31 protein-coding genes are annotated in these 24792 nt (G+C 73.9%); 6 read left to right on the top strand and 25 right to left on the bottom strand.

All coding sequences use genetic code 11. The annotated features are described in order from the left end of the window. The 13 genes from ACZ6NC_RS04135 to ACZ6NC_RS04075 form a co-directional block, all read right to left on the bottom strand. On the bottom strand, window positions 1-489 hold the full coding sequence (locus tag ACZ6NC_RS04135) for a MauE/DoxX family redox-associated membrane protein (RefSeq protein ID WP_465728749.1): 489 nt from the start codon (window positions 487-489) through the stop codon (window positions 1-3). Window positions 490-614: 125 nt separating this feature from the next. Further along, complete coding sequence (locus ACZ6NC_RS04130; protein WP_465728747.1) at window positions 615-875, bottom strand: hypothetical protein; 261 nt, start codon at window positions 873-875, stop codon at window positions 615-617. Between the two features lie 190 nt (window positions 876-1065). Beyond that, a complete protein-coding gene (gene trpA, locus ACZ6NC_RS04125) occupies window positions 1066-1875 on the bottom strand; it encodes a tryptophan synthase subunit alpha (protein ID WP_465728745.1) in 810 nt (269 codons plus the stop codon). A 2-nt stretch (window positions 1876-1877) separates the two neighbouring features. Further along, a complete protein-coding gene (gene trpB, locus ACZ6NC_RS04120) occupies window positions 1878-3185 on the bottom strand; it encodes a tryptophan synthase subunit beta (protein ID WP_465728953.1) in 1308 nt (435 codons plus the stop codon). 47 nt (window positions 3186-3232) lie between these two features. Continuing rightward, window positions 3233-3382, bottom strand: coding sequence for a tryptophan biosynthesis modulator TrpM (trpM, locus tag ACZ6NC_RS04115; protein ID WP_387880437.1), 150 nt, complete (start codon window positions 3380-3382; stop codon window positions 3233-3235). A gap of 10 nt (window positions 3383-3392) precedes the next feature. Beyond that, window positions 3393-4199, bottom strand: coding sequence for an indole-3-glycerol phosphate synthase TrpC (gene trpC / locus ACZ6NC_RS04110; protein WP_465728743.1), 807 nt, complete (start codon window positions 4197-4199; stop codon window positions 3393-3395). A gap of 186 nt (window positions 4200-4385) precedes the next feature. After that, window positions 4386-4826 (bottom strand): DUF2752 domain-containing protein, encoded by a 441-nt coding sequence (locus ACZ6NC_RS04105; protein ID WP_465728741.1) that lies wholly within the window; start codon window positions 4824-4826, stop codon window positions 4386-4388. A gap of 105 nt (window positions 4827-4931) precedes the next feature. Beyond that, on the bottom strand, window positions 4932-5174 hold the full coding sequence (locus ACZ6NC_RS04100; protein ID WP_465728739.1) for an HGxxPAAW family protein: 243 nt from the start codon (window positions 5172-5174) through the stop codon (window positions 4932-4934). A gap of 179 nt (window positions 5175-5353) precedes the next feature. Beyond that, a complete protein-coding gene (locus ACZ6NC_RS04095) occupies window positions 5354-5968 on the bottom strand; it encodes a TIGR02234 family membrane protein (protein WP_465728737.1) in 615 nt (204 codons plus the stop codon). Window positions 5969-5994: 26 nt separating this feature from the next. Continuing rightward, window positions 5995-6570, bottom strand: a complete 576-nt coding sequence (locus ACZ6NC_RS04090; RefSeq protein ID WP_465728735.1) for a Uma2 family endonuclease — start codon at window positions 6568-6570, stop codon at window positions 5995-5997. 34 nt (window positions 6571-6604) lie between these two features. Then, a complete protein-coding gene (locus ACZ6NC_RS04085) occupies window positions 6605-8125 on the bottom strand; it encodes an anthranilate synthase component I (protein WP_465728733.1) in 1521 nt (506 codons plus the stop codon). A gap of 30 nt (window positions 8126-8155) precedes the next feature. Next, window positions 8156-8533 (bottom strand): phosphoribosyl-AMP cyclohydrolase, encoded by a 378-nt coding sequence (gene hisI / locus ACZ6NC_RS04080; RefSeq protein ID WP_465728731.1) that lies wholly within the window; start codon window positions 8531-8533, stop codon window positions 8156-8158. A gap of 111 nt (window positions 8534-8644) precedes the next feature. Then, window positions 8645-9118 (bottom strand): hypothetical protein, encoded by a 474-nt coding sequence (locus tag ACZ6NC_RS04075; protein ID WP_465728729.1) that lies wholly within the window; start codon window positions 9116-9118, stop codon window positions 8645-8647. Between the two features lie 127 nt (window positions 9119-9245). Here ACZ6NC_RS04075 and ACZ6NC_RS04070 point away from each other — a divergent pair, with 127 nt between their 5' ends. The 3 genes from ACZ6NC_RS04070 (at window position 9246) to ACZ6NC_RS04060 (ending at window position 11521) form a co-directional block, all read left to right on the top strand. Beyond that, window positions 9246-9845: a hypothetical protein gene (locus ACZ6NC_RS04070; protein WP_465728727.1), complete on the top strand. Its 600-nt coding sequence runs from the start codon at window positions 9246-9248 to the stop codon at window positions 9843-9845. Between the two features lie 66 nt (window positions 9846-9911). Beyond that, window positions 9912-10574 (top strand): TIGR03085 family metal-binding protein, encoded by a 663-nt coding sequence (locus ACZ6NC_RS04065; RefSeq protein WP_465728723.1) that lies wholly within the window; start codon window positions 9912-9914, stop codon window positions 10572-10574. A 161-nt stretch (window positions 10575-10735) separates the two neighbouring features. Continuing rightward, window positions 10736-11521 (top strand): VOC family protein, encoded by a 786-nt coding sequence (locus ACZ6NC_RS04060; RefSeq protein WP_465728721.1) that lies wholly within the window; start codon window positions 10736-10738, stop codon window positions 11519-11521. Between the two features lie 61 nt (window positions 11522-11582). On the opposite strand, the gene hisF is transcribed toward ACZ6NC_RS04060, so the two are convergent. From hisF to hisD, 8 genes are all read right to left on the bottom strand, one after another. Next, entirely contained in the window at window positions 11583-12353 is a 771-nt protein-coding gene (gene hisF / locus ACZ6NC_RS04055; protein ID WP_465728719.1) for an imidazole glycerol phosphate synthase subunit HisF, read from the bottom strand. Beyond that, complete coding sequence (locus ACZ6NC_RS04050) at window positions 12350-12790, bottom strand: Rid family hydrolase (RefSeq protein WP_465728717.1); 441 nt, start codon at window positions 12788-12790, stop codon at window positions 12350-12352. Before ACZ6NC_RS04050 ends, hisF begins: the two co-directional genes overlap by 4 nt. Next, window positions 12787-13512 carry a bifunctional 1-(5-phosphoribosyl)-5-((5-phosphoribosylamino)methylideneamino)imidazole-4-carboxamide isomerase/phosphoribosylanthranilate isomerase PriA gene (priA, locus tag ACZ6NC_RS04045; RefSeq protein ID WP_148645547.1) on the bottom strand — a complete coding sequence of 242 codons (726 nt, stop codon included), beginning with the start codon at window positions 13510-13512 and terminating at the stop codon, window positions 12787-12789. Before priA ends, ACZ6NC_RS04050 begins: the two co-directional genes overlap by 4 nt. A gap of 22 nt (window positions 13513-13534) precedes the next feature. Continuing rightward, window positions 13535-14170, bottom strand: coding sequence for an imidazole glycerol phosphate synthase subunit HisH (gene hisH / locus ACZ6NC_RS04040; RefSeq protein WP_465728715.1), 636 nt, complete (start codon window positions 14168-14170; stop codon window positions 13535-13537). Window positions 14171-14267: 97 nt separating this feature from the next. After that, a complete protein-coding gene (locus ACZ6NC_RS04035; RefSeq protein WP_465728713.1) occupies window positions 14268-14420 on the bottom strand; it encodes a hypothetical protein in 153 nt (50 codons plus the stop codon). Beyond that, window positions 14417-15010 carry an imidazoleglycerol-phosphate dehydratase HisB gene (gene hisB / locus ACZ6NC_RS04030; RefSeq protein WP_465728711.1) on the bottom strand — a complete coding sequence of 198 codons (594 nt, stop codon included), beginning with the start codon at window positions 15008-15010 and terminating at the stop codon, window positions 14417-14419. The genes ACZ6NC_RS04035 and hisB overlap by 4 nt, the downstream gene beginning before the upstream one ends. A 6-nt stretch (window positions 15011-15016) precedes the next feature. Further along, on the bottom strand, window positions 15017-16198 hold the full coding sequence (locus ACZ6NC_RS04025) for a histidinol-phosphate transaminase (RefSeq protein ID WP_465728709.1): 1182 nt from the start codon (window positions 16196-16198) through the stop codon (window positions 15017-15019). Continuing rightward, window positions 16195-17502 (bottom strand): histidinol dehydrogenase, encoded by a 1308-nt coding sequence (hisD, locus tag ACZ6NC_RS04020; protein WP_465728707.1) that lies wholly within the window; start codon window positions 17500-17502, stop codon window positions 16195-16197. The genes ACZ6NC_RS04025 and hisD overlap by 4 nt, the downstream gene beginning before the upstream one ends. A gap of 91 nt (window positions 17503-17593) precedes the next feature. Here hisD and ACZ6NC_RS04015 point away from each other — a divergent pair, with 91 nt between their 5' ends. From ACZ6NC_RS04015 to ybaK, 3 genes are read left to right on the top strand one after another with little or no spacing between them, the layout of a single operon-like run. Next, on the top strand, window positions 17594-19174 hold the full coding sequence (locus ACZ6NC_RS04015; protein ID WP_465728705.1) for an oxidoreductase: 1581 nt from the start codon (window positions 17594-17596) through the stop codon (window positions 19172-19174). Window positions 19175-19216: 42 nt separating this feature from the next. Then, complete coding sequence (locus ACZ6NC_RS04010; protein WP_465728703.1) at window positions 19217-19945, top strand: LON peptidase substrate-binding domain-containing protein; 729 nt, start codon at window positions 19217-19219, stop codon at window positions 19943-19945. A 43-nt stretch (window positions 19946-19988) separates the two neighbouring features. Beyond that, the gene (ybaK, locus tag ACZ6NC_RS04005) at window positions 19989-20483 is read left to right on the top strand and encodes a Cys-tRNA(Pro) deacylase (RefSeq protein ID WP_465728701.1); all 495 of its coding nucleotides are present in this window, start codon (window positions 19989-19991) and stop codon (window positions 20481-20483) included. 28 nt (window positions 20484-20511) lie between these two features. On the opposite strand, the gene ACZ6NC_RS04000 is transcribed toward ybaK, so the two are convergent. From ACZ6NC_RS04000 to ACZ6NC_RS03985, 4 genes are all read right to left on the bottom strand, one after another. Then, window positions 20512-21327: a hypothetical protein gene (locus ACZ6NC_RS04000; protein WP_465728699.1), complete on the bottom strand. Its 816-nt coding sequence runs from the start codon at window positions 21325-21327 to the stop codon at window positions 20512-20514. An 84-nt stretch (window positions 21328-21411) separates the two neighbouring features. Further along, the gene (locus ACZ6NC_RS03995; protein WP_465728697.1) at window positions 21412-22224 is read right to left on the bottom strand and encodes an ABC transporter permease; all 813 of its coding nucleotides are present in this window, start codon (window positions 22222-22224) and stop codon (window positions 21412-21414) included. Next, window positions 22221-23219 (bottom strand): ABC transporter ATP-binding protein, encoded by a 999-nt coding sequence (locus ACZ6NC_RS03990; protein ID WP_405365864.1) that lies wholly within the window; start codon window positions 23217-23219, stop codon window positions 22221-22223. Before ACZ6NC_RS03990 ends, ACZ6NC_RS03995 begins: the two co-directional genes overlap by 4 nt. Before the next feature lie 128 nt (window positions 23220-23347). Continuing rightward, window positions 23348-24571, bottom strand: a complete 1224-nt coding sequence (locus ACZ6NC_RS03985; RefSeq protein WP_465728695.1) for an NYN domain-containing protein — start codon at window positions 24569-24571, stop codon at window positions 23348-23350. Between the last annotated feature and the right edge of the window lie 221 nt (window positions 24572-24792).

The following is a 24792-nucleotide window of genomic DNA, read 5'->3' as shown; positions in this document are numbered from 1 at the left end:
TCAGGTCGCCAGCCAGCCGTCCACGGAGAACTTGGTGCGGGGCCGCCAGAGCAGCCAGCCGGCCAGCAGCAGGAAGCCGGTGTCGCGCAGGATCTCCTGGAGGTACTCCGTCTGCGAGGCGTCCACCGCCCCGCCGCCGCCGAAACAGCCGCAGTCGATCGAGATGCCGCGGGCCCAGGCGGAGGCGATCCCGCCGATGAAGGCGAGCAGCAACAGCGCGGAGACCGCGGCCACCAGCCGCACCCCCAGCCCGATCACCAGCAGCGCCGCGAGCGCCAGCTCCAGGAACGGCAACGCGTACCCCACCGGTTTGACCAGCGACTCGGGCAGGATCTCGTACGCGCGCACGGCCTGGGCGGCCGCTGCCGGGTCGGAGATCTTGGCCAGACCGGCCCAGCCCCAGACCAAGGCGAGGCCCAGTCGCACCGCCGTGCCGACCCACTCCGTCCACTCCACGCTGCTGCGCCGCACCGCCGGGCCGGCCGCCATAGAGGTAACCCCCTCGGGAAACACCTTCACTTCCTGATGAACCGTAAGGGATGAAGGGCGGTTCCTCCATATTCAGGAATTAAGCCGAAAGAGTGACGGCTTATAAGGTTCTGTCCGAATCCGCACTAGCGGTTGCCGGTGCCGCAGCCGGGCGGGCGACCCGGGTCGCCCAGCGCCGGTCGCCCCTGCAGACGCGACCGCGCGGCCCTGGCCACCGCGTCCGCCCGGGCCGCCTGCGCGCACACGTACGCCTCCCGCTCGGCCCGCTCCGCACCCCGCTTGGCCAGCGCCTCCCCCACCACGGTGTGGTCCGCCCCGACCGCGGCACCCAGCGCCAGCACGGCCGCGGCCGCCCGCAGCAGGACCGCTCGCTGGAGACCCGGCACCGGTGGACCCCTTCCGTTCGTTTCACGCCCCCGCGCACGTCGTTCGTGCACTCGTCCCTCCACTCAACGCCGGTCAACCCCCGCTGATGCGTCAGAGCGCCACTGTTCACCCGTTCGGGTTCCACCGGGGAACGCCGACGGCCCGCCGCCCCCGGTGAAGGGGGCGGCGGGCCGTCAGGAGCGGGTGCGCCTACCGGCGGCGGACGCCCTCCGCCAGCTCGCCGGCCAGGGTGCGGACGGCCGCCAGCGCGGCCTGCTCGTCACCGTCGGCGTCCAGGATCCGCTGGACGAAGGCCGAGCCGACGATCACGCCGTCGGCGAAGCCGGCCACCTGGGCGGCCTGGTCGGCGGTCGAGACGCCGAGGCCGACGCAGACCGGCAGCGCGGTGGTGGCCCGGGTACGGGCGACCAGGTCCTCGGCGAGGTCGCCGACCTGGGCGCGGGAGCCGGTCACGCCCATCACCGCGGCCGCGTAGACGAAGCCGGAGCCCGCCGCGGTGACCTCGGCGAGGCGCTTGTCCTTGCTGCTCGGGGCGACCACGAAGACGGTGTCGAGCCCGTGCTCGTCCGCCGCCTTGCGCCACTCCTCGGACTCCTCCACCGGCAGGTCCGGCAGGATGCAGCCGGCGCCGCCGGCGGCGGCCAGGTCGGCGGCGAACCGCGCGGTGCCGTAGCGCTCGACCGGGTTCCAGTAGGTCATCACCAGCACCGCCGCCCCGGGGTGGGCGCCGGCCACCTCCTGCACGGTGCGCAGCACGTCCTTGATCCGCACGCCGGCCCGCAGCGCGATGTCGTCCGCGGTCTGGATGGTCGGGCCGTCCAGCACCGGGTCGGAGTGCGGCAGGCCGACCTCGACGATGTCGCAGCCGCCCTCGACCAGCGCGTTGACGGCGCGCACGCCGCCGTCCACGCTCGGGAAGCCGGCCGGCAGGTAACCGATCAGCGCGGCGCGGTTCTCCGCCTTGGCGGCGGCCAGGATGCCGCTGAGCTTCGAAGCCATGGTCACTTACCCCCGTTGCCGGCGCCGTCGGCCGCGTTACCGGCAGCCTCGTTGTCGGCGGCCTCGTTGTCGGCGGCCGCGTTGCCGCCGGCCTCGTCGTACAGGCCGAAGTACTCGGCCGCGGTGTGCATGTCCTTGTCGCCGCGCCCGGAGAGCGAGACCAGGATGGTGGCCTCGGGCCCGAGCTCGCGGCCCAGCTCCAGAGCGCCGGCCAGCGCGTGGGCGCTCTCGATGGCCGGGATGATGCCCTCGGTGCGGGACAGCAGCCGCAGCGCCTGCATGGCGGCGTCGTCGGTGACCGGGCGGTACTCGGCCCGGCCGGTGTCCTTCAGCCAGGCGTGCTCCGGGCCGACGCCCGGGTAGTCCAGTCCGGCCGAGATGGAGTGCGACTCGATGGTCTGGCCGTCCTCGTCCTGCAGGACGTAGGTGCGGGAGCCGTGCAGCACGCCGGGGTCGCCCTTGGTGAGGGTGGCGGCGTGCTTGGGGGTCTCGGCGCCCTCGCCGGCCGCCTCGCAGCCGATCAGGCGCACGCCCGCGTCCGGGATGAACTCGTGGAAGATGCCCATCGCGTTGGAGCCGCCGCCGACGCAGGCGACGACGGCGTCCGGCAGCCGGCCGGTCCGGTCCAGGACCTGCTGACGGGCCTCGATGCCGATGACCCGGTGGAAGTCGCGGACCATCATCGGGAACGGGTGCGGGCCGGCCACCGTGCCGAACAGGTAGTGGGTGGAGTCCACGTTGGCGACCCAGTCGCGGAACGCCTCGTTGATGGCGTCCTTGAGGGTGCGGCTGCCGGACTTGACGGCCACCACCTCGGCGCCGAGCATCCGCATCCGGGCGACGTTCAGCGCCTGGCGCCGGGTGTCGACCTCGCCCATGTAGATGGTGCAGTCGAAGCCGAACAGCGCGCAGGCGGTGGCGGTGGCCACGCCGTGCTGGCCGGCGCCGGTCTCGGCGATGATCCGGGTCTTACCCATCCGGCGGGTGAGCAGCGCCTGGCCCAGCACATTGTTGATCTTGTGCGAGCCGGTGTGGTTGAGGTCCTCGCGCTTGAGCAGGATGCGCGCGCCGCCCGCCTCCGCGGAGAAGCGGTGCACATCGGTGAGCGGGCTGGGGCGGCCGGTGTAGTCCTTGAGCAGCCCGTCCAGCTCGGCGACGAACGCCGGGTCGGCCTTGGCCTTCTCGTACTCCTCGGCGACCTGCTCCACGGCGGCGACCAGCGCCTCCGGGATGAAGCGGCCCCCGTAAGCGCCGAAGTAACCGCGGGCGTCCGGCACCTCGGCGCCGGGCAGGTAGTCCTTCTCGGACATGGTGAAGTCCTTCTGGAAGATGACGACAGTGACGTCGGAACGGCTGGTCAGCCGTGCGTCCTGCGCCATCGCCGGCCCTGCACCTGCCCGGGCTCGCAGCCGATCACATAGCGCACCCGCCTGCCCAGCACCCGGCGTGCGGGCGCGCGGCAGCCGCGCGGGCGGCAACCGGGGGCGAGACGGGAGGCGAGTTTCATGGCGGCGGGGTCAGTCCTTGTGCCGCAGGGCGGGGTGGGCACCGGCCGCGACCAGGTCGGCCACGGCGGCGCGCGGGTCCTTGCCGGTCACCAGGGACTCGCCGACCAGCACCGCGTCGGCGCCCAGGTTGGCGTAAGAGATCACGTCCAGCGGGCCGCGCACCCCGGACTCGGCGACCTTGACGATGCTGTCCGGGATCGCGTGGACGACGTTGCCGAAGGTGTTGCGGTCCACCTCAAGGGTCTTGAGGTTGCGGGCGTTGACGCCGATGATCTTCGCGCCTGCGTCCACCGCGCGGGCGATCTCCTCCTCGTCGTGCACCTCGACCAGCGGGGTGAGGCCGATCGACTCGGCGCGCTCGATCAGCGACACCAGGGCCGGCTGGTCGAGGGCGGCGACGATCAGCAGCGCGAGGTCGGCACCGTGGGCGCGGGCCTCCCAGAGCTGGTAGGCGGTGACGATGAAGTCCTTGCGCAGCAGCGGGGTGTCCACCGCGGCGCGGACGGCGTCCAGGTCGGCGAGCGACCCACCGAAGCGGCGCTGCTCGGTCAGGACGCTGATCGCGGCGGCGCCGCCGGCCGCGTAGTCGGACGCCAGGGCGGCCGGATCGGCGATCGCGGCCAGTGCGCCCTTGGACGGGCTGGAGCGCTTGACCTCGCAGATCACCCGCACGCCGTCGCCCCTGAGGGCGGCGACGCCGTCCTTGGCGTCCGGAGCCTTGGCGGCGAGCTCCTTGAGCTCGTCCAGGGAGACCCGGGCCTGCCGCTCGGCGAGGTCCTCGCGGACCCCTTCGATGATCGAGTCGAGCACACTCACGCAAGCGCCCCCATCATGTCTGCTAGTTGAGCTAGCGAGGAGCCGGACGGCCAGTGGGCCCCGGCCCTTCGATGGTATCGGCAAGGGGGGCGCGCAGCGCATCCACCCGGCGCGCGTCTCGCGGTACGGACGCCCCCGGGGCCCCTCCGAGCTGCGATTTCACCGTACTCACACCGATGGCCGGGATCAGACCAGCGGCGGTGCCAGCCCGGCCCCGATCGGCAGGTTGCGCACCACCGTGAACACCAGCAGGAGCAGCGCCACCAGCACCCAGCGCCGCGCGCCGAGCGCGAGCCGCGGCGCCGGACCGCCGCTCACCGCCGCCCACACCCAGCGCACCCAGAGCACCGCCAGGACGGCGAACAGCAGCACCGCGGGCGCGTTGTCGTGCAGCGCGCCGCTGAGGTCGCCGTGGGTGAGCGCGTGGACGCAGCGCAGCCCGCCGCAGCCCGGGCACCACCAGCCGGTGAACGCCAGGAACGGGCAGGTCGGGTAGTGCCCGGGGGCGTTCGGGTCCACCACGGCGACGAACACGGTGGGGACGGTCACCGCGGCCAGGGCGGTCAGCGGCGCGCCCAGCCGGCGCAGTACGGGCGGCCGGGCGGAGGCGGTGGAAGAGGCGGTCACGCCCCTGATTCTGCCCGCCCGGCACGCCCGGCGGGCACCGTGACACCGACCGGAGGAACGAAAACGGCGGGCGTTGACGCCCGCCGTTCACAAGGTGCCGGGAGATCAGGCGGTGGCCAGCGCGGCCTGCTCCTCGTGGGTGTAGACCATGGTGCTGGGCTGCCTGCCCATGCCCGCCATCGACATGGCCTTGCCGACCACGCCACCGAGCAGGACGACCGCGAGGCCTGCCCAGACCAGCAGCACCGACGGGAGGATCATCGCGACGCCCGCGATCGCGAAACCGACGAAGGCGATGGTCACGCCGGTCCAGGCGGCGGGGGTGTGACCGTGTGCTGCTGCTGCCATCTGATGGTGCTCCTTGGCTCTCCGGGGCCCGGCCGGGCCTGCCGGCCCCTGGCGGGTTGACGTGTTCCATTGTGCCGGGCCACACACCGGCACCCCAAAGCGGGTGCTCGTCTATCGGGTCACACCCCGGCACGGCGCCTCACCGCCCGGTGCGGCGCCGCACGGCGCGGTGCGTCGCCTCAGACCGCGGTCGGGTCCTCGCCGCGGTCCAGCGCCTTCCAGAGGTCGGCCGGGGACTCCGCCGCCTTCGCCGGCGCCTTGCGGGTGGGCGCCTCGTAGCGGCTGCCCATGGCCGGCCAGCCGCGCCCGTACCGGGCGGTGAGCAGCCCGGCCAGCGCCAGCAGCAGCCCACCGAGCAGGGCCACCCAGGGCCAGGTAGTGTGGGCGACCTCGGTCGCGGTGGTGCCGGAGAGGGCGAGCTTGCGGGCCGCCTCGGTGTCCAGCGCGGCGGTGTCGCCGGCCCCCGCCGCGGCTGCGGCCGCCGCCCCGAGGCCGGCCAGCAGCGTCAGCAGGCCGACCGCGATCCGGCCGGCGCCTCGCACCGCGAACACCGCGACCGCCGCCGCCAGCGCCACCAGCGCCAGCCCGCCGGGCAGTTCGGAGATCTTCCCGCCGGTGACGGACACCTCCAGGGTGCCGGCCACGCCCTCGGCCCAGACCCGGCCGACGGCGGTCAGCACCAGCACCGCGCCCAGCACGGTCAGCAGCAGCATCAGGCCGAGCGTGCGCCGCCCGGGCCTCGCCTCGGCAGGGGTGGGTTCGGTCTCGGCACGGGACTGGTCAGGAACGCTCACCCGTCCACTATCCCCCGACTGATGTCTCACGCCCCAACCGGGGTGGGCCGCTCGATCGGGAACTCATCGGTCTCCACCACGAGCGTCCGATCACCAAGCGGCAGAAAAAGGTCGTTTCCGAACGGCACCCGTTCCGCCTCCCGGTACGCCCCACTGCGGGATGGAGCTGTGTGTACCGTACAGTTCCCGTCCGCCGGATCGATCACCACGTAGATCGGAATCCCGCACTCCGCATAGACCCGCACCTTCGTGACGTAGTCCTTGTCCTGACTCGACGGCGAGACCACTTCGAGCACGGCCTCGACATCGTGCCACTCGTAACGCCCTCGACTGTTGTGCTCGGCCCCCGGAGCGATCACCGCCAAGTCGGGGGCATAGCCGAAGAGCGTGGACGGGAAGTCGATCATGACGTCCGACAAGATTCGCCCGTGCCCCGCGAGTTGCTTCTTGATCTGGGGCGATGCGCTGAGGATCACCTCCCACCGGCTCTCCCCCTGCGGCGTCATGATGATCCTTCCATCCGTGATCTCCACCCGGTAACCCTTCGGAAGGTTCACGCCCTCAAGGGCGTCCCAGGCACTCGCCGTAGTCATCGCGGTCATCCTCGCCGCCTCCCTCAGCAGCTCGACGCCGTCCTCACGATAGCGGCGTGCGCAGCGTATTCGCAGTGGCCACGGCGCGCAGGACGGCGGCGGCCTTGTTGCGGCACTCGGTGTCCTCGCCGTGCGGGTCCGAGTCGGCGACCACACCCGCGCCCGCCTGGACGTACGCGGTGCCGCCGCGCAGGACGGCGGTGCGGATGGCGATCGCGGTGTCGGAGTCCCCGGCGAAGTCCAGGTAGCCGACGCAGCCGCCGTACAGGCCCCGGCGGGTGGGCTCCAGCTCCTCGATGATGCGCATCGCGCGCGGCTTCGGCGCGCCGGAGAGGGTGCCGGCCGGGAAGCAGGCGGTCAGCACGTCGAAGGCGGTCCGCCCGGGGGCGACCTTGCCGGTCACCGTGGAGACGATGTGCATGACGTGGCTGTACCGCTCGATCTGCATGAAGTCGACCACCTCGACGGTGCCCGGTTCGCAGACCCGCCCGAGGTCGTTGCGGCCGAGGTCGACCAGCATCAGGTGCTCGGCCCGCTCCTTGGGGTCGGCGAGCAGCTCGGCGGCCAGCTCGGCGTCCTCGTGCGGAGTGGCGCCGCGGTGCCGGGTGCCGGCGATCGGGTGCAGCATCGCCTCGCCCTCGGTCACCTTGACCAGCGCCTCCGGGCTGGAGCCGACCACGTCGAAGCCGCCCTCGGCGCCGCCGTCCGGACCGGGGAAGCGGAACAGGTACATGTACGGGCTGGGGTTGGTGGTGCGCAGGACGCGGTAGACGTCCAGCGCGGAGGCCGGGCAGGGCGCTTCGAACCGCTGCGAGGGCACCACCTGGAACGCCTCGCCGGCCCGGATCCGCTCCTTGACCTCCTCGACGGCGGCCCGGTACGGCGCACCGCCGAACGGCGAGCGGACCTCGCCGGGGCCGGACGGGGTGAAGGTGGCCAGGCCCGGGTCGACCGGGCCCCGCAGGTCGGCCTCCATCGCGTCGAGCCGGGCCACCGCGTCCACGTAGGCCTCGTCGACACCGGTGGCCAGGTCGTTGTGGTTGACCGCGTTGGCGATCAGCAGCACCGTGCCGTCGACGTGGTCGAGCACGGCGAGGTCGGTGGCCAGCAGCATGGTCAGCTCGGGGAGCAGCAGGTCGTCCGGGTTGAGGTCGGGCAGCTTCTCCAGCCGGCGGACGATGTCGTACCCGAGGTAGCCGACCAGGCCGCCGGTGAGCGGGGGCAGGCCGTCGTCGGTGCGCCGTGGGGTGTGCAGTGCCTCCAGCGCGGCGCGCAGCACCTGGAGCGGGTCGCCGGTGGTGGGGATGCCGACCGGCGGGGCGCCGTGCCAGCGGGCGTCGCCGTCCTCGCCGACGGTGAGCACGGCGGCGCTGCGGACGCCGACGAAGGAGTACCGGGACCAGCTGCGGCCCTGCTCGGCGGACTCCAGCAGGAAGGTGCCGGGGCGCTCGGCGGCGAGGCTGCGGTAGAGGCCGATCGGGGTGAGGCCGTCCGCGAGAAGCCTGCGGGTGACCGGGATGACCCGGGTGTCGACGGCGAGCTTGCGGAAGGCTTCGAGGTCCATGGCGGGCGGCACCTTACGGGGTAGGAGGGGTCAGGAAAGCGGGAGCACGTCGGCGTCGAAGCAGGTGCGGTCGCCGGTGTGGCAGGCGGCGCCGGTCTGGTCGACCCTGACCAGCAGGGTGTCGCCGTCGCAGTCCAGCGCGACCGACCTGACCTGCTGGACGTGGCCCGAGGTGTCGCCCTTGACCCAGTACTCGCGGCGGCTGCGGCTCCAGTAGGTGCAGCGGCCGGTGGTGAGGGTGCGGTGCAGCGCCTCGTCGTCCATCCAGCCCAGCATCAGCACCTCACCGGTGTCGTACTGCTGCGCGATGGCCGGGAGCAGGCCGTCGTCGGTGCGCTTGAGCCGGGCGGCGATCGCGGGGTCCAGGGCGGTGGAGCCGGGGGTGGCGGGTGTGGTGGGGGTGGACATGGGGCCATTGTGTCAGCCCGGCCCGGCCGGCCGGTCCCCCGTCCGGATCCCGGCCGGGCCCGCGGGCCGCCACCGCCGGGGAGTCGCCCCGCCGGCGCGCGACCCGGCCGCTCAGCTCGGCCGTTCGCAGCCGGCCGGCCAGATCCGGTGCACGAACAGCCCGGCCCGCTGGGCCAGTTCGGCGAGCCGCGCGGGCTCGCTGCCCGGTCCGCCGTCCCAGACCGCGATCAGCTCGTCGATCATGCCGACCATGGCCCGACCGGTGTCGTCGCCGAGGCCGCCGTGCTCGGCGGCGGCCAGCCGGTGGACGGCGTTGGCCTCGTTCAGCAGCCGCAGCCGGGTGCCCCGGTGCGCGTCGTCGGCGCGGCCGACGACGGGTGCCCCCGCCGGGACGATGACCTCCAGCTTGCCGCCGTGCTCCAGCACGGAGTTGGCGAACCAGGTCTCCGGGCCCTCGTCGGCGCAGGTGACGCCGACCAGTTCGTACGGGCCGAAGGTGGTGACCAGCTTCCAGAGGTCCCCGCGGACCAGCATCTCGGTGATGCCCCCCGACAGGCCCCGGTGACCGGTGATTCCGACGCGCATCCGCCTACTCCTGGGATCGTGTCGTGCCGCGGGGAAGCCTAGCCGACCCGAACACAGAGCCGGTCTGCTCGTACGAGTTGTGTCAACCTCCTGCCGGGCGGCCCCGGCTTGGGCCATCCTCGTGGCCATGACCTCCGAGCAGCCGCCCCCCGGGCAGCCGGCCGACGCCGGCGCCGCCCGTCCGTCGCGGGGCCTGGTCCTCGCCGTCGCGGCCGTGCTGGCCGCGCTGCTCGCGGTGGTGGCCACCGTGCTGCTCTGGCCGGAGAAGAAGCCGGCCGCACTGCCGCCCCCGCCGGCCCCCAGCGCCACCACGCCGAGCCCGACGCGGACGCCCACCCCCACGCCGACCCCGACCCCGACGCCCACCAAGGCGGTGCCGTACACCTTCTTCACGGCCGGCTCCTGCCTCGACCACCCGCAGCTCAACAAGTCGGTCACCAAGCCTGAGGCACGCCCCTGCGAGGGCGAGCACGACGGCGAGGCGATCGGCAACCCGCAGCTGCCGGACGGGCTGACCGGCGACAGCCAGATCAGCAAGGCGATGCGGGACGGCTGCAAGGAGGCGCAGGCCGCGGCCGACGCCCGCCAGGGCGGCGGCGGGCCGTACTACGGCTACCCGTTCGGCCCGTCGATGACCTTCTACCAGCAGGGCTGGCGTGACTACACCTGCACCCTGACGGCCAGCAACCACCCGGGCGGCACGAGGCTCACGGGGCACCTGAAGTAGCGCCCAGGTGTACTGACCACGGAGGTTGGTGACAGGGCTCACCGGTAAAACACCTACGCTTTGGCCATGTCGAACCATGCCCTCGCCGAGCGCCACCGGCTGGCCGAACTGCTGGCCGCCGCCGGGCCGGACGCGCCCACCCTCTGTGCCGGGTGGTCCACCCGGGACCTCGCCGCCCACCTGGTGATCCGGGAGGGCCGGCCGGACGCCGCGGCGGGCATCCGCCTCGGCCCGCTGGCCGGCTGGACCCACCGGGTGCAGAGCGGGTACGCCGGGCGCTCATACGAGGAGTTGGTGCGGCGGTTCCGGTCCGGCCCGCCGCTGCTCTCGCTGTTCGCCCTGCCCGGCGCCGACGAGGCCGCCAACACCGTCGAGTACTTCGTCCACGCCGAGGACGTCCGCCGGGCGGGCCCGCAGTGGCAGCCGCAGGCGGTGCCGCCGGGGCGGGCCGAGGCGCTCTGGCGCCGGCTGCCGCTGCTGGCGCGGCTGGAGGCGGGCCGCCGCTCCCCCGCCCGGCTGAAGCTGCGCCGCCCGGACGGGCGGAGCGTGACCGTCGGCCCCGCGGGCGCGCCGACCGTGCGGATCACCGGCGAGCCCGGTGAGCTGCTGCTGTTCGTCTACGGCCGCGGCGAGCGGACGGAGCTGTCGGTGGACGGCCCGCCGGACGTCGTCACCGCCCTGCGGCACGTGCTCCCGCTGCCGCCCGCCGGGCGCGCGGCCGGCGCGTAGCCGTAGATCCCGCGCGGGGTCGGAGGCCTCCGGCGCGTCGGCGGCGTCCCGGCTGCGGATGCCGGTGGTGGGGTGCAGACTCGCAGATGGCCGGGGTGGGGTGCGTCCGCGCCCCCACGAACCCGCCCGGCCGTCCTTTCCCGTCGAAGGAGCACCACCCCATGCTCACCACCGACTTTCCCACCGGAGCGCCCTGCTGGATCGACCTCGGCAGCCCGGACCCCGCCGCGGCCGCGGCCTTCTACGGCGCGGTGTTCGGCTGGACGTTCCAGGCCCTCGGCCCGGAGGCCGGCGGCTACGGCTTCCTGCAGGCCGACGGCAAGACCGTGGCCGCCATCGGGCCGCTCACCGAGGAGGGTGCGCAGTCCGCCTGGACGACGTACTTCAAGACGCCGGACGCCGACGCCACTGCCAAGACCGTCGAGCAGGCCGGCGGCACCGTCCGGGTCGCGCCGTTCGACGTCATGGAGGCCGGGCGGATGGCCCAGCTCACCGACCCGCAGGGCGCCCGGTTCGCGATCTGGCAGGCGGGCACCACCCAGGGCCTGGACGCGGTGTCCACCGACAACGCGCTGGTCTGGGCGGAGCTGCACACCACCGACCAGGGCGCCGGCTTCGAGTTCTACCGGACGCTCTTCGGCTGGCGCTCGGAGAAGTTCCCGGCGCCGGGGATGGAGTACCTGGTGCTCTCCACCGCCCAGGGCGACCAGCGGGCCACCAGCTTCGGCGGCGTCGCCCCGGTGATGGGCGAGGGCCAGCCGCCGTCCTGGACGCCGTACTTCGCCACCGAGGTGGTGGACGAGCTGGTCGAGCGGGGGCGGTCGGCCGGCGGCACCGTGCTGATGGGCCCGGAGCAGGTCCCGGACGTCGGCCGGATCGCCTGGCTGGCGGACCCGTTCGGCGCGCCGTTCGCCCTGATCAAGGGTGAACCGCCGAAGGAGTCCTGAGCACGCGGATGGCCCGCCCACGACCGTGGGCGGGCCCGATGCGTCAGCGGAGGGGCCCGCCTCACCGTACGGGGTGGCCGGCCTCGCGCAGCGCGTTCTTGACCTCGCTGATCCGCAGGTCTCCGAAGTGGAAGACGCTGGCGGCCAGCACCGCGTCCGCGCCGGCCTCCACCGCCGGGGCGAAGTCGGCCGACTTGCCGGCACCGCCGGAGGCGATCACCGGGACGGAGACGGTCTTGCGGACGGCCCGGATCATCTCCAGGTCGTAGCCGTCCTTGGTGCCGTCCGCGTCCATCGAGTTGAGCAGGATCTCGCCCGCGCCCAGCTCGGCGGCCCGGCCGGCCCACTCGACGGCGTCCAGGCCGGTGCCCTTGCGCCCGCCGTGGGTGGTGACCTCGAAGCCGGACGGCGTCTCGGTGCCCTCCGGGCAGCGCCGGGCGTCCACCGACAGCACCAGCACCTGGCGGCCGAAGCGCTGCGCGATCTCGCGGATCAGCTCCGGGCGGGCGATCGCCGCGGTGTTGACGCCGACCTTGTCGGCGCCGGCCCGCAGCAGCTTGTCGACGTCCTCGACGGCGCGGATGCCACCGCCGACGGTGAGCGGGATGAAGACCTGCTCGGCGGTGCGGCGCACCACGTCGTAGGTGGTCTCGCGGTCCCCCGAGGAGGCGGTGATGTCGAGGAAGGTGAGCTCGTCGGCGCCCTCGGCGTCGTAGAGCTTGGCCATCTCGACCGGGTCGCCGGCGTCGCGCAGGTTCTGGAAGTTGACGCCCTTGACCACTCGGCCGGCGTCGACGTCCAGGCAGGGGATGACTCGTACTGCGAGGGTCACGGCTGTTTGCCTTCCAGAGCTTCCATGGTGCTTGCGAGCCCGGCGCGGTAGGCGTCGATCTCGACCTCGACCATCATCCGGGTGTCGATCAGTCCGGCGACCACCACCATGGTGGCGACCGGGCGGGCGGCCTCGAAGAGGGCGCGGTGGGCGCGGCCCACCTCGTCGGCGTCGCGGACGTGGGTGATGTACATCCGGGTGCGGACCACGTCGTCCGCGGTCAGGCCGTACGCGGCCAGGGCCTGGAGGCCGACGCCGAAGGCGGCGAGGGTCTGCCCGTACGGGTCGCCCTCGTGCTCGATCTTCCCGTCGACCCAGGCGGTGGAGCCGGCCACGTGCACGTGGTCCCCGGCCGCCACCGCCCGCGAGTAGCCGAACTCCCCCTCCCAGGGGGAGAATCCGGCGACCCGGCCGCGTACGATCTGACGTTCCGTCATCCTGAAACCGCCTCCAGGGCCTCTTCGAGGGTGAACTTCTGCTCGTAGAGTGCCTTGCCCACGATGGCGCCCTCGACTCCCTCGCCGACCAGCGTGGCGATGGCGCGCAGGTCGTCCAGCGAGGAGACGCCGCCGGAGGCGACGACCGGCTTGTCGGTGGCGGCGCAGACGTCGCGCAGCAGCTGGAGGTTGGGGCCGGTCAGGGTGCCGTCCCGGTTGACGTCGGTGACGACGTAGCGGGCGCAGCCCTCGGCGTCCAGGCGGGCCAGCACGTCGAAGAGCTGGCCGCCGTCGCGGGTCCAGCCGCGGCCGCGCAGGGTGGTGCCGACCACGTCGAGGCCGACGGCGATCTTGTCGCCGTGCTCGGCGATGACCTTGGCGACCCACTCGGGGCTCTCCAGCGCGGCGGTGCCCAGGTTGACCCGGGTGCAGCCGGTGGCGAGGGCGGCGGCCAGCGACTCGTCGTCGCGGATGCCGCCGGAGAGCTCGACCTTGATGTCCAGCGCGCCGGTGACCTCGCGGAGCAGGTCGCGGTTGCTGCCCGTTCCGAAGGCGGCGTCCAGGTCGACCAGGTGGAGCCACTCGGCGCCGGCGTTCTGCCAGGCGAGGGCGGCGGCGAGCGGCTCGCCGAAGGAGGTCTCGGTGCCGGAGGCGCCCTTGACCAGGCGGACGGCCTGGCCGTCCCGGACGTCGACGGCGGGGAGCAGTTCGAGGCGGCTCATGGTGTTGACAACTCTCAGATCGTCAGAGGGTGTTGACCCAGTTGGTCAGCAGGGCGGCGCCGGCGTCGCCGGACTTCTCGGGGTGGAACTGGGTGGCCCAGAGCGGACCGTTCTCGACGGCGGCGACGAACGGCTGCCCGTGGGTGGACCAGGTGACGAGCGGGGGGTTGATCCGCGCGCTGTGCACCTCCAGCTCCCAGTTGCGCACCCCGTAGGAGTGCACGAAGTAGAAGCGGGTGTCGGCGTCCATGCCGGCGAACATCCGGCTGCCCTCGGGGGCGTCCACGGTGTTCCAGCCCATGTGCGGGACGACCGGCGCGTCCAGCGGCTCGACGGTGCCCGGCCACTCGTCGCAGCCGGCCGTCTCCACGCCGTGCTCGACCCCCTTCTCGAAGAGGATCTGCATACCGACGCAGATGCCCATGACCGGGCGGCCCCCGGCGAGGCGGCGGCCGATGATCCAGTCACCGCGGACGGCCTTCAGCCCGCGCATGCAGGCCTCGAAGGCGCCGACGCCGGGGACGAGCAGGCCGTCCGCGTCCATGGCGGTCTGGAAGTCGGAGGTGACGGTGACGGTCGCGCCGGTGCGCTCGACGGCGCGCTGGGCCGAGCGGAGATTCCCCGACCCGTAGTCGAGTACGACGACGTTCTTGCCCATGTTCAGGTGTCCATCTTCTCGGCGACCGCACAGCCTCGGGGACTGCGCGGTCGTGGCGGCTACTCGGCGGGTTCCGAAGCGGCTCCGTACGGCCGCGTCAGAGGCGCATGACGCCGGAGGCCAGGCAGAGCACCGAGCCTATGGCGAGCACGACGATGACGCCCTTCGGAATCTTCTGCTTCCAGAACGAGATCACCCCGCCCGCCAGGAAGAGTCCGGCGAAGATGAGGACGACAGCGGACTTGCTCACAGCGCACCCTTGGTCGAGGGGAGGATGCCGGCCGCGCGCGGGTCGCGCTCGGCGGCGTAGCGCAGCGCCCGGGCCAGCGCCTTGAACTGGCACTCCACGATGTGGTGGGCGTTGCGTCCGTAGGGTACGTGGACGTGCAGGGCGACCTGCGCCTGGGCCACGAAGGACTCCAGGATGTGCCGGGTCATGGTGGTGTCGTAGCTGCCGATCATCGGCGCCATGTTCTCCGGCTCGGTGTGCACCAGGTAGGGGCGGCCGGAGAGGTCCACGGTGACCTGGGCGAGCGACTCGTCCAGCGGCACGGTGCAGTTGCCGAAGCGGTAGATGCCCACCTTGTCGCCGAGCGCCTGCTTGAAGGCGGCGCCCAGCGCGAGGGCGGTGTCCTCGATGGTGTGGTGGGTGTCGATGTGCAGGTCGCCGTCGGTCTTCACGGTGAGGTCGAAGAGGCCGTGGCGGCCGAGCTGGTCGAGCATGTGGTCGTAGAACCCGACGCCCGTGGAGATGTCGGTCTTGCCGGTGCCGTCGAGGTCTATCTCGACCAGGACCGAGGTCTCCTTGGTGGTGCGTTCGACGCGTCCGATGCGGGTCATGCGGGGTTACAGCTCCTGACTGGCTGCGCGCGCGGAGCGCGCACTATCAAGGGTGGGGGTGGGCCTGGGCCCCTCCTGCCCGATGGCGGGCAAGGAGGGAGGGAGGGCATTGGCGACGGCGTCCAGGAAGGCGTCGTTCTCGGCGGGGGTGCCGGCGGTGACACGCAGCCACCCGGGGACACCGTTGTCCCGGACGAGGACGCCGCGGTCGAGGATCGCCTGCCAGACGGCGTGGGTGTCCGCGAAGCGGCCGAACTGGACGAAGTTGGCGTCCGAGTCGGTCACCTCCAGACCCAGTGCGCGCAGCGCGTCGACCAGCCGGTCGCGCTCGGCCTTGAGCCGGCCGACGTAGCCGAGCAGGGTGTCGGTGTGCTCCAGGCAGGCCAGCGCGGTGGCCTGGGTGACGGCCGACAGGTGGTACGGCAGGCGGACCAGCTGCACCGCGTCCACCACGGCCGCGTCGGCGGCCAGGTAGCCCAGGCGCAGGCCGGCCGCGCCGAAGGCCTTGGACATGGTGCGGGTGACCACCAGGTTGGGGCGGCCCTCCAACAGCGGCAGCAGCGAGGCGCGGTGCGAGAACTCGACGTACGCCTCGTCCACGATCACCAGGCTGGGCCGGGCGGCCTGCGCCGCCTCGTAGAGCCGCAGCACGGTGTCGGCGGCGACGGCGGTGCCGGTCGGGTTGTTCGGCGAGCAGACGAACACGACGTCGGGCCGGCGGTCGGCGATGGCCGCGACGGCGGCCTCCACGTCGATGGTGAAGTCCTCGTTGCGCGGGCCGGAGATCCAGTCGGTGCCGGTGCCCCGGGAGATCAGGGCGTGCATCGAGTACGAGGGCTCGAAGCCGATCGCGGTGCGGCCGGGGCCGCCGAAGGTCTGCAGCAGCTGCTGGAGGATCTCGTTGGAGCCGTTGGCGGCCCAGACCTGCTCGCGGGTGCGGGCGAAGCCGGTGGTCCTGGTCAGGTAGGCGGCCAGGCCCTCGCGCAGCTCGACCGCGTCCCGGTCGGGGTAGCGGTTGAGGTTGCGGGCGGCCTCGGCGACGCGCTCGGCGATCCGGGCCACCAGCTCCTCGGGGAGCTGGTACGGGTTCTCGTTGGTGTTCAGCTGGACGGGCACGTCGAGCTGCGGCGCACCGTACGGGGTCTGTCCGCGCAGCTCGTCGCGGATGGGGAGGTCGTCGATCTTCACGCGCCCGGCACACTCCAGTCGAATCGGGCCTTGATCGCGTCACCGTGACCGGGCAGGTCCTCGGCGTCGGCGAGGTTGACGACGTGCGCGGCGATGCCGGCCAGCGCCTCACGGTCGTACTCGACGACCTGGACGCCGCGCAGGAAGGTCTGCACGGAGAGCCCGGACGAGTGGCAGGCGCAGCCGCCGGTCGGCAGCACGTGGTTGGAGCCGGCCGCGTAGTCGCCCAGCGAGACCGGCGTCCACCGGCCGATGAAGATCGCGCCCGCGTTGCGGACCCTCGCGGCAACGGCGTGCGCGTCCCGGGTCTGGATCTCCAGGTGCTCGGCGGCGTACGCGTTGACGACCTGAAGGCCCTGCTCCAGGGAGTCGACCAGGATGATGCCGGACTGCCGGCCGCCCAGCGCCTCGGCCACCCGCTCGCTGTGCTTGGTCCGGGCGACCTGCGTCTTCAGCTCGGCCTCCACCGCGTCGGCCAGCTCGGCCGAGTCGGTGACCAGCACCGAGCCGGACGTCGGGCCGTGCTCGGCCTGGCTGATCAGGTCGGCGGCGACGTCCACCGGGTCGGCGCTGTCGTCGGCGAGGACGGCGATCTCCGTCGGGCCGGCCTCGGAGTCGATGCCGATCCGGCCGGCGAAGTAGCGCTTGGCGGCGGCCACGTAGATGTTGCCCGGGCCGGTGACCATGTTGACCGGCTCGCACTCCTCGGTGCCGAGCGCGAACATGGCGACCGCCTGGGCGCCGCCGACCGCGTACACCTCGGTGACGCCGAGCAGCGCGCAGGCCGCCAGGATGGTCGGGTGCACCCGGCCGCCGAAGGCCTTCTGCGGCGGCGAGGTCACGGCGATGCCCCGGACGCCCGCCTCCTGGGCCGGCACCACGTTCATCACCACGGAGGACGGGTAGACGGCCAGGCCGCCCGGCACGTACAGGCCGACCCGGTCCACCGGCACCCAGCGCTGGGTGACCGTGCCGCCCGGCACCACCCGCGTGGTGTGGTCGGTGCGGCGCTGGTCGGCGTGGACGAGGCGGGCGCGGCGGATCGACTCCTCCAGTGCGGCGCGCACCTTCGGGTCCAGCGTCTCCAGGGCCTCGGCGATCTGCCCGGCGGGCACCCGCGTGGACTCCAGCCGCACACCGTCGAACCGCTCGGTGATCTCGATCAGCGCCGCGACCCCGCGATGGTGCACGTCCTCGGCGATCGGCCGCACCTTCTCCAGGGCGGCCGCGACGTCGAAGTCGGCACGGGGCAGCAGGTCGCGCGGGTCGTCGAGGGATCCGCGCAGGTCGATTCGAGAGATCACGCAACCCAGTGTAAGGAGTGGCCGGAACCGACGGCCCCGCATTTCAGTCCGTGATACGAAAGGCGAGACGACCTGGGGAGACGGGGGAACGATGGCGGAGCGGGCACCGGACGGCTGGACGCCGGTGGAGCAGGGCTTGTGGGAGGCGTTCCGGCAGGGCGGGGTCTACGACCTGCGCACGGGCGACGCCGGACAGGACGACCCGTTCGGCGGCGCCGCCTGGGGCCCGGAACGCACCGTCCGCGCCGAGGTGCTCTCCCGGCTGCTGCTGGCCGGGCCGACCGCCGCCCCCGGGCGGGTCGCCTCGCTCAAGCTCACCGGCATCCGCGTCACCGGCCCGCTGCGGCTGGCCGGCGCCACCATCGGCCACTACGTCGAGGTGCACGACTGCCGCTTCGAGCAGAAGATCCTGATCTCCGAGGCCGAGACCGGCACGCTGCGCTTCGTCAACTGTCTGATCCCCCGCCTGGAGGCCTCCCGTCTCGCCACCTCCGGCGACCTGCACCTGGCCCGCTGCCGAATACCCGAGGGTGTCCGGCTCACCGACGCCCGGATCGGCACCGACCTGCTGCTCAACCAGGCCGTGCTGGGCGGCGACCGGTTCGGCCGGGCGCTCTCCGCCGACGGCATGGCCGTCAACCAGGACTTCGAGGCCGACCGGATGGAGTCCCGCGGCGAGGTCAGCCTGCGCACCGCCCGGATCGGCGGCCGGCTCTCACTGCGCGGCGCCCAGCTGCACGCCGTCCCGGAGAACCACACCGCACTGAACCTGGTCCGGATCACCGTCGGCCACACCCTGTACCTCAGCGGCTCGGTGGACGGCGGCTGGTACGGCTCGCAGACCTACTACGGCTCCGGCTACGGCGAGATACCGCCGGCCGGCGCCCCCAGCACCCCGTTCCGGGCCCACGGGCGGGTCCGGCTCTCCGACGGCCGGTTCGAGGCCGCCTGCCTGCTCTCCGACGCCGAGTTCCGCCTCGGCCCGGACGACGAGCTGGCCCTGCGCCGCATCCACACCCCCGAGCTGCGGTTCACCTGCCGCTTCCCGGACGGCGGCGCCGTCTCGCTCTCCCGCGCCAAGGTCGGCAACCTGGTCGACGCCCCCGGCTCCTGGCCCCGGGGCAAGCACCTCGGCCTGACCGGCTTCACCTACGAGTGCCTGCGCCCGGCCGTCCCGTTCACCATCCGGCAGCGGATCGCCTGGCTGGAGGGCTCCTCGGTGGACTTCCAGCCCGAGTCCTACGAGCAGCTGGCCGCCGCCCTGCGCCGCGACGGCGCCGACGACGACGCCCGCGAGGTGCTCTACGCCAAGCAGCGCCGCCGCCGGCAGACCCTGCCGCTGCCCGCCCGGGTCTGGGGCCGGATCCAGGACGTCACCGTCGGCTACGGCTTCCGCCCCGGCCGGGCCGCGCTCTGGCTGCTGCTCGCCTGGGCCCTCGGCAGCATCTACTTCGCCACCCATCACCTGCAGCCGCTCAAGGCCGACGAGCGACCGCACTGGGACCCGGTGCTGTACGCGCTCGGCCAGCTGCTGCCCGTCGTCGACCTCGGCCAGCAGGGCTGGAACCCCGGCGGCGCCGACCAGTGGGTCGCCTCCGGCCTGGTGATCGTCGGCTGGATCCTCGCCACCACCGTCGCCGCCGGAGCCACCCGGATGCTCCAGCGGGGATAACCCCTGGGCGTTTCCACCGCTCGGGGAACTACGCTGTCCGCCGTGACAGAACGGCTGCCGCTCTTCCCGCTGAACACCGTGCTCTACCCGGGCCTGGTGCTGCCCCTGAACGTCTTCGAGGAGCGCTACCGCCGTCTGCTGGCCGACCTGCTCGCCCTCCCCGAGGACGAGCCGCGCCGGTTCGGCGTGCTCGCCATCAAGGACGGCCGCGAGGTCGCGCCGGTCCGCCCCGACGACGGCCCGGCCGGACCTCTCGACGGCCTCGGTACCGCCACCGGCGACCCGCTGGAGGCCCTGCACCACGTCGGCTGCATCGCCGACGTCGCCTCCGCCCAGGAACAGCCCGACGGCCGGTACGAACTGCTGGTCACCGGCACCACCCGGTTCCGGCTCCGCTCGGTGGACACCGGCGGGCCGTACCTGACCGGCGAGATCGAGCCGATGGAGGAGGAGCCCGGCGAGGGCGCGAACGTCCTCGCCGCCGGCGTCGAACGGGCCTTCCGTGCCTACCAGAAGCGGCTGGCCGGCGCCCGCGAGGCCAGCACGGTCGGCCACCAGGAGCTGCCGGACGACCCGCAGGTGCTCTCCTACCTGGTGGCCGCCGCCTCGGTGTTCGAGACCCCGGTCAAGCAGGGGCTGCTCGCCTGCCCCGACACCGCCCAGCGACTGCGCAGCGAGCTGGAGCTGCTGCGCCGTGAGACGGCCGTGCTCAGCTGGCTGCCCTCGCTCCCGGCGGTCGACCTCACCCGCCAGTCGTTCAGCCCGAACTGAGCCCGCTCCCCGGGCCTGCCTCCCGTCCCCGGAGACCTCCACCATGGCCAAGAAGCCGAAGAAGGGCGGTCAGGGCACCCCCGCCACGGTCGCCCTGGAGCACGCCGCCGTCGCGTTCACCGTGCACGCCTACGAGCACGACCCGGCCGCCGCCTCCTACGGCGGCGAGGCCGCCGAGGCGCTCGGCGTCCGCGCCGACCGGGTGTTCAAGACGCTGGTCGCCGACGTCGACGGTGTCCTGACCGTGGGCGTCGTCCCGGTGGCCGGCCAGCTCGACCTCAAGGCGCTCGCCGCGGCGGTCGGCGGCAAGCGGGCCGCGATGGCCGACCCGGCCGCCGCCGAGCGCAGCAGCGGCTACGTCCGCGGCGGCATCTCCCCGCTCGGCCAGCGCCGCCCGCTGCGCACCGTGGTCGACGACAGCGCCCTCGCCCACCCCACGGTCTACGTCTCGGCAGGCCGCCGCGGCCTGGAGGTCGAACTCGCCCCCGCCGACCTGGTCACCCTCACCGGCGCCCTGACGGCCCCCATCGGCCGCTGACCCCGGTGCGGTGGGCCGGCGCGCGGCGTCAGGGCTTCTGATCCTCCTGCGGCAGCGCGTCCTGCGGCTGCCCCACCGCGCCCGGCGGCACACCCGGCTGTACGCCCGGCTGCGCGTCCACGGGCTGCAGCGCGCCGTACGGCCCGGCCCAGTACGGCGGCGGGTCCTCCTCGCGCTTGCCGAACGCGGCCGACAGCGCCAGCAGCAGCACCATCGCCGCCATCGGCCAGGCCAGCAGCGCCCCGTACGCCCCCAGGTCGATGTCGGCGTTGAAGTGCCCGCCGTTGCCGACCCGCCGGGCCTCCGCGACCAGGTCGCTGCTCGGACCGAGCCGGCGGCCCAGCGACCACGCGCCCACCGAGGCCAGCAGGCCGCCGACGGCGAGTCCGACCGCGACCGCGATCCCGCCGCCGCGGCGCCGGGTGACCAGGAAGGCCCCGAGCGCGGTCAGGATGCCCATGCCCAGCCCGATCAGCACGAAGACGCTGTCGGCGCCGGCCCGCTGCTCGCCCTCCGGGTCGCCGTAGAGGATCTTGTTGCCGTCGACCACCAGGGGCACCTTCGGCGCCAGCCACGCCCAGAGCCCGGCCATCGCCACGCCGAGCACCAGGCAGACCAGCAGCGTGATCGCGCCGACCTTCAGCTCGGGCCGCAGCCGCTCCAGCGCCGGCTGCCGCTCCGGGCCGGCGAGCACGCCGGCCGGCAGGGGCGGGATGCCCGCGGTGCCCGGGGCCGGCGGCGGCGCGTACGGGTTCGGGGCGGCGGCCGGGCCCTGGCCGGCGGTGTCCGCGTCGGTGCCCGCAGCCGCGCGCAGGGGATCCGGAGGTGTGTTCGGTACGGTCACGGGCCCATCGTTTCACGACGGCCGCCCGAACGGCCCCGCCACCCGCACCGCGGACACCGGCCCCACGACACCGCTGGGCAAGCCCTACCGGGTGGTGGCCCGCCGGTACGCCCAGGTGGCGACGGCCAGCGACACCGCGCCCACCCCCGCGCAGACCGCGAGGTTCCCCGCCACCGCCGCCCAGTCCGGGTCGGCCGCGAAGGTCCGGGCGAAGGCCTCGACCCCGTAGGTGGAGGGCAGCAGGTCGCGCAGCCAGAGCACCGGCTGCGGCAGGTGGTCCACCGGGAGCACGCCCAGCAGCAGCGCCGCCGACATGCCGAGCTGCCCCAGCATGGTCGCGATCTCCTGCCGGGGAGCGAGCAGCCCGAAGGCCGCACCGAGCCCGGAGAGCGCCGCACCGGCCAGCGGCACCACGGCGAGCAGCACCCAGAGCTGCCCCAGCGGCAGCCCGAACATCACGGCCCCCGCGGCGGCCGTCACCAGCGCGCCGGGCAGCGTGAACGAGGCGTACGCGGCGGCCGCGCCGAGCACCACCGAGGCGGCGGGGACGGGCAGCGTGGCGTAGTGGTCGAGGCCGCCGGTGGCCCGCAGCCGGCCGAAGTACTGGGCGAGCAGGTTGAGCGCGACGAAGGCGACCACCAGCACGCTGGAGCCGGCCACCACCGAGCGCGCGGCCGCGGTCTGCCCGGGGTCGACGACGCCCCGCATCATCACCAGGATGCCGAGCGACTGGAAGGTGGCCACGAATAGCAGCGGGATGCGGGCCACCTTGGCCCGGGCCAGCTGCGCCCGGTAGACGGCGGCCAGCGCGGGCAGCAGCCGGGCGGCCGGGGCCAGCGGGGCGGGCCCGGCGTCCTCGACCGGAGCGGTCTGCGGCGGCGCGGCGAGCAGCGTCACTTGGCTAGTCCTCCATGGCGGCCGCCCAGCTTGAGGTAGGCGTCCTCAAGGCTCGGGGTGGCCAGGGTGAAGTCGTCCAGCGCGGCGAAGGCCGGGCCGGTGGTGACGGCGGCGACCAGTTCGCGGGCCTGTTCGGGGGTGGTGCGCACGGTCCAGCGGCGGCCGGTGCGCTCGGCCCGTTCGGCCAGGGCGGCGACGGCGGGCACCGCGAGCGGCGCCTCGTCCCGCCAGACCAGGTCGAGCCGGACGTCGCCGTCGACCAGCGCCTTGAGCCCGCCCGGTGTGTCGCAGGCGATCACCCGGCCCTCGTCCACCACCGCGACCCGGTCGAGCACGGTCTCCGCCTCGATCACGTTGTGGGTGACCAGCAGGACGGCGGTCCGCCGCTCGGCCCGGCGCCGCTCGACGGCGGTCCAGACGGCGCGGCGGGCGACCGGGTCCATGCCGGTGGTCGGCTCGTCCAGGACGAGCAGCGGCCGGTCCCCGACCAGGGTGGCGGCGAAGCAGGCGAGCCGGCGCTGGCCGCCGGAGAGCTTGGCGAGCGGCCGGTGGGCGAGCGGCTCCAGGGCCAGCTCGGTGAGCACCTCGTCCGCGGCGGCCCGGGCCTGTGCCCGGCCGAGGCCGCGCAGCCGGCCGGTGGTCTCGGCGGCGAGGGCGACGGTCAGCTCGTCCAGCGCGGTGGACTCCTGGCCGAGGTAGCCGAGCAGCCGGGCGGCCCGCTCGGGGTGGCGCACGATGTCGTGGCCGAGGAGCTCGACGGAGCCGGAGTCGGGCCGCAGCAGCCCGGTGAGCTGGCGGACCAGGGTGGACTTGCCGGCCCCGTTGGGCCCGAGCAGCCCGAAGATCTCGCCCTGGCGGACGGTCAGGGTGATGCCGTCGTTGGCCCTGATCGGGTCGATGGGGCCGCCGCGCCCGGAGCGGTACGTCTTGACCAGGTCGCGTACGGCACAGCACGGCGAGGAATCCTGGGGTGCCCGCCCGGCCGTCTCGTCCACGATCGAAGACTTTACGCCGTGGAACCCGTGAACCGGACAAGGGGGCCCGTTCCCCCGCACCAGGCACTCCCCCGGCCCTCCACCCGGGGCGTGTCCGACGATTCGTGCCCGGCGGGAACCGGCACACCCTAGTCCTCCACCACCAGGTCCCCGCCGGGCACGCGGCCGGCCAGCTCCTTCCAGAAACCGGCCCGGATCGCGTACCGGTCGTGCTCGTCGATCTGGTCGTCCTTGTGCGCGAGCAGGCCGAACCGGGCGGCGTAGCGGAGCAGCTCGCCGTCGACCCGGTGCGGGATGCGCGGGTAGTCGGGCCAGAGCACGGTGAGGCGTTCGACGTCGCCGAGCCGCTCGGTCCAGCGGCGGGCGAAGACCTGGCCGACCTCGTGGGCGTCGCCGCCGATGGAGGTGATGTCCTCCTCCCGGTCGGCCCAGCGCTGTTCGGCGGTGGTGAGCTGGGCCAGGGTGGGCAGGCTGTCGCCGGCGGTGACGGCCTGCTCGGCGGCCGGCCGCTCGACCCAGCCCCGGTCGGAGGACCAGCGCAGTACCGGGCCGGTCGGGTGCTGGGCGGAGGCGGGCTGCGGGGCGGTGGCGCGCCCGGCGATGTCCTTGGGCGTGGGGACGACCTTGAGCGCGGTGGCGGCCGCCGCCGGGCGCCCGTTGGTCACCGGTACGGCGGCGGGCACCGGGCCGGCCGCGGGCCGGACGCCGGGGGCCGGGACCACACCGGGCGGGGCGGCGGGCGGGGCGGCGAGGATCTTGGCGATCTCGTGGCGCGGCCCGGGGGCGGGGAAGACGGTGAAGGTGTCGCGCAGGCTGAACGAGCCCTCGATCCACTCCCGGTCCAGCACCCGCCGCTCGTCGGCCTCGCCGACCAGGTCCTCGGACTGGTTGAAGTCGCCGTCGGCGGCCTGGAGCGCCCAGAGGTGGACGACGACGCCGTGCTCCTTGGCGGACATCATGCCTGGCAGCAGGTCGCCGTCGCCGGTGATCAGCACGACGTCGGCGCAGGCCCGGTTGCGGGCGAGTTCGGAGAGTTCGGCGTGCATCGCGGCGTCCACGCCCTTCTGCACCCAGCGGCCCTCGGCCCGGGTGAGGGCGCCGAGCCGGACGGTCACCCGCGGCAGGACCCGCAGGCGGCGGTGCTCGGGCATCGGACGGCGGTCGGGCGCGGCGTCGAACCAGTAGATGCGCAGCAGCGGCAGGCCGGTCTCGGCCTCGGCGCGCTCCCGCAGGGCGGTGATCAGCGCGGTGTGGTCGACGGTGACCTTGGAGCGGGACGGATCCCCGGCGAGCAGGCTGGCGGCGGCGCCCAGCAGGTATCCGGCGTCCACCAGGACGACGCAGCGGTCCATCGCGCACCTCTTTTCGCTCGCCCTCGGGGTCGGGCACCGCCTCGGCCGGCGGTACCGGGTGGGCGGCGGTCCGCCCGGCGCTCGGGCCCGCGTGGGGTGAGGGGGAGCCCGTGGCCGCCCGATCGTTGGGTCACCTTTACCCCTGGTTCGCTCGGCGAACCTCGGTGGATGTCGCGGTCCGGCAACAGGCGGCCCGGCCCCGCGGGCCCCGTAAACGCACA

Source organism: Kitasatospora sp. NPDC041988 (assembly GCF_055588525.1).
The sequence above is the reverse complement of the archived record's forward strand: the minus strand, read 5'-3'. Positions and strand labels throughout refer to the sequence as shown.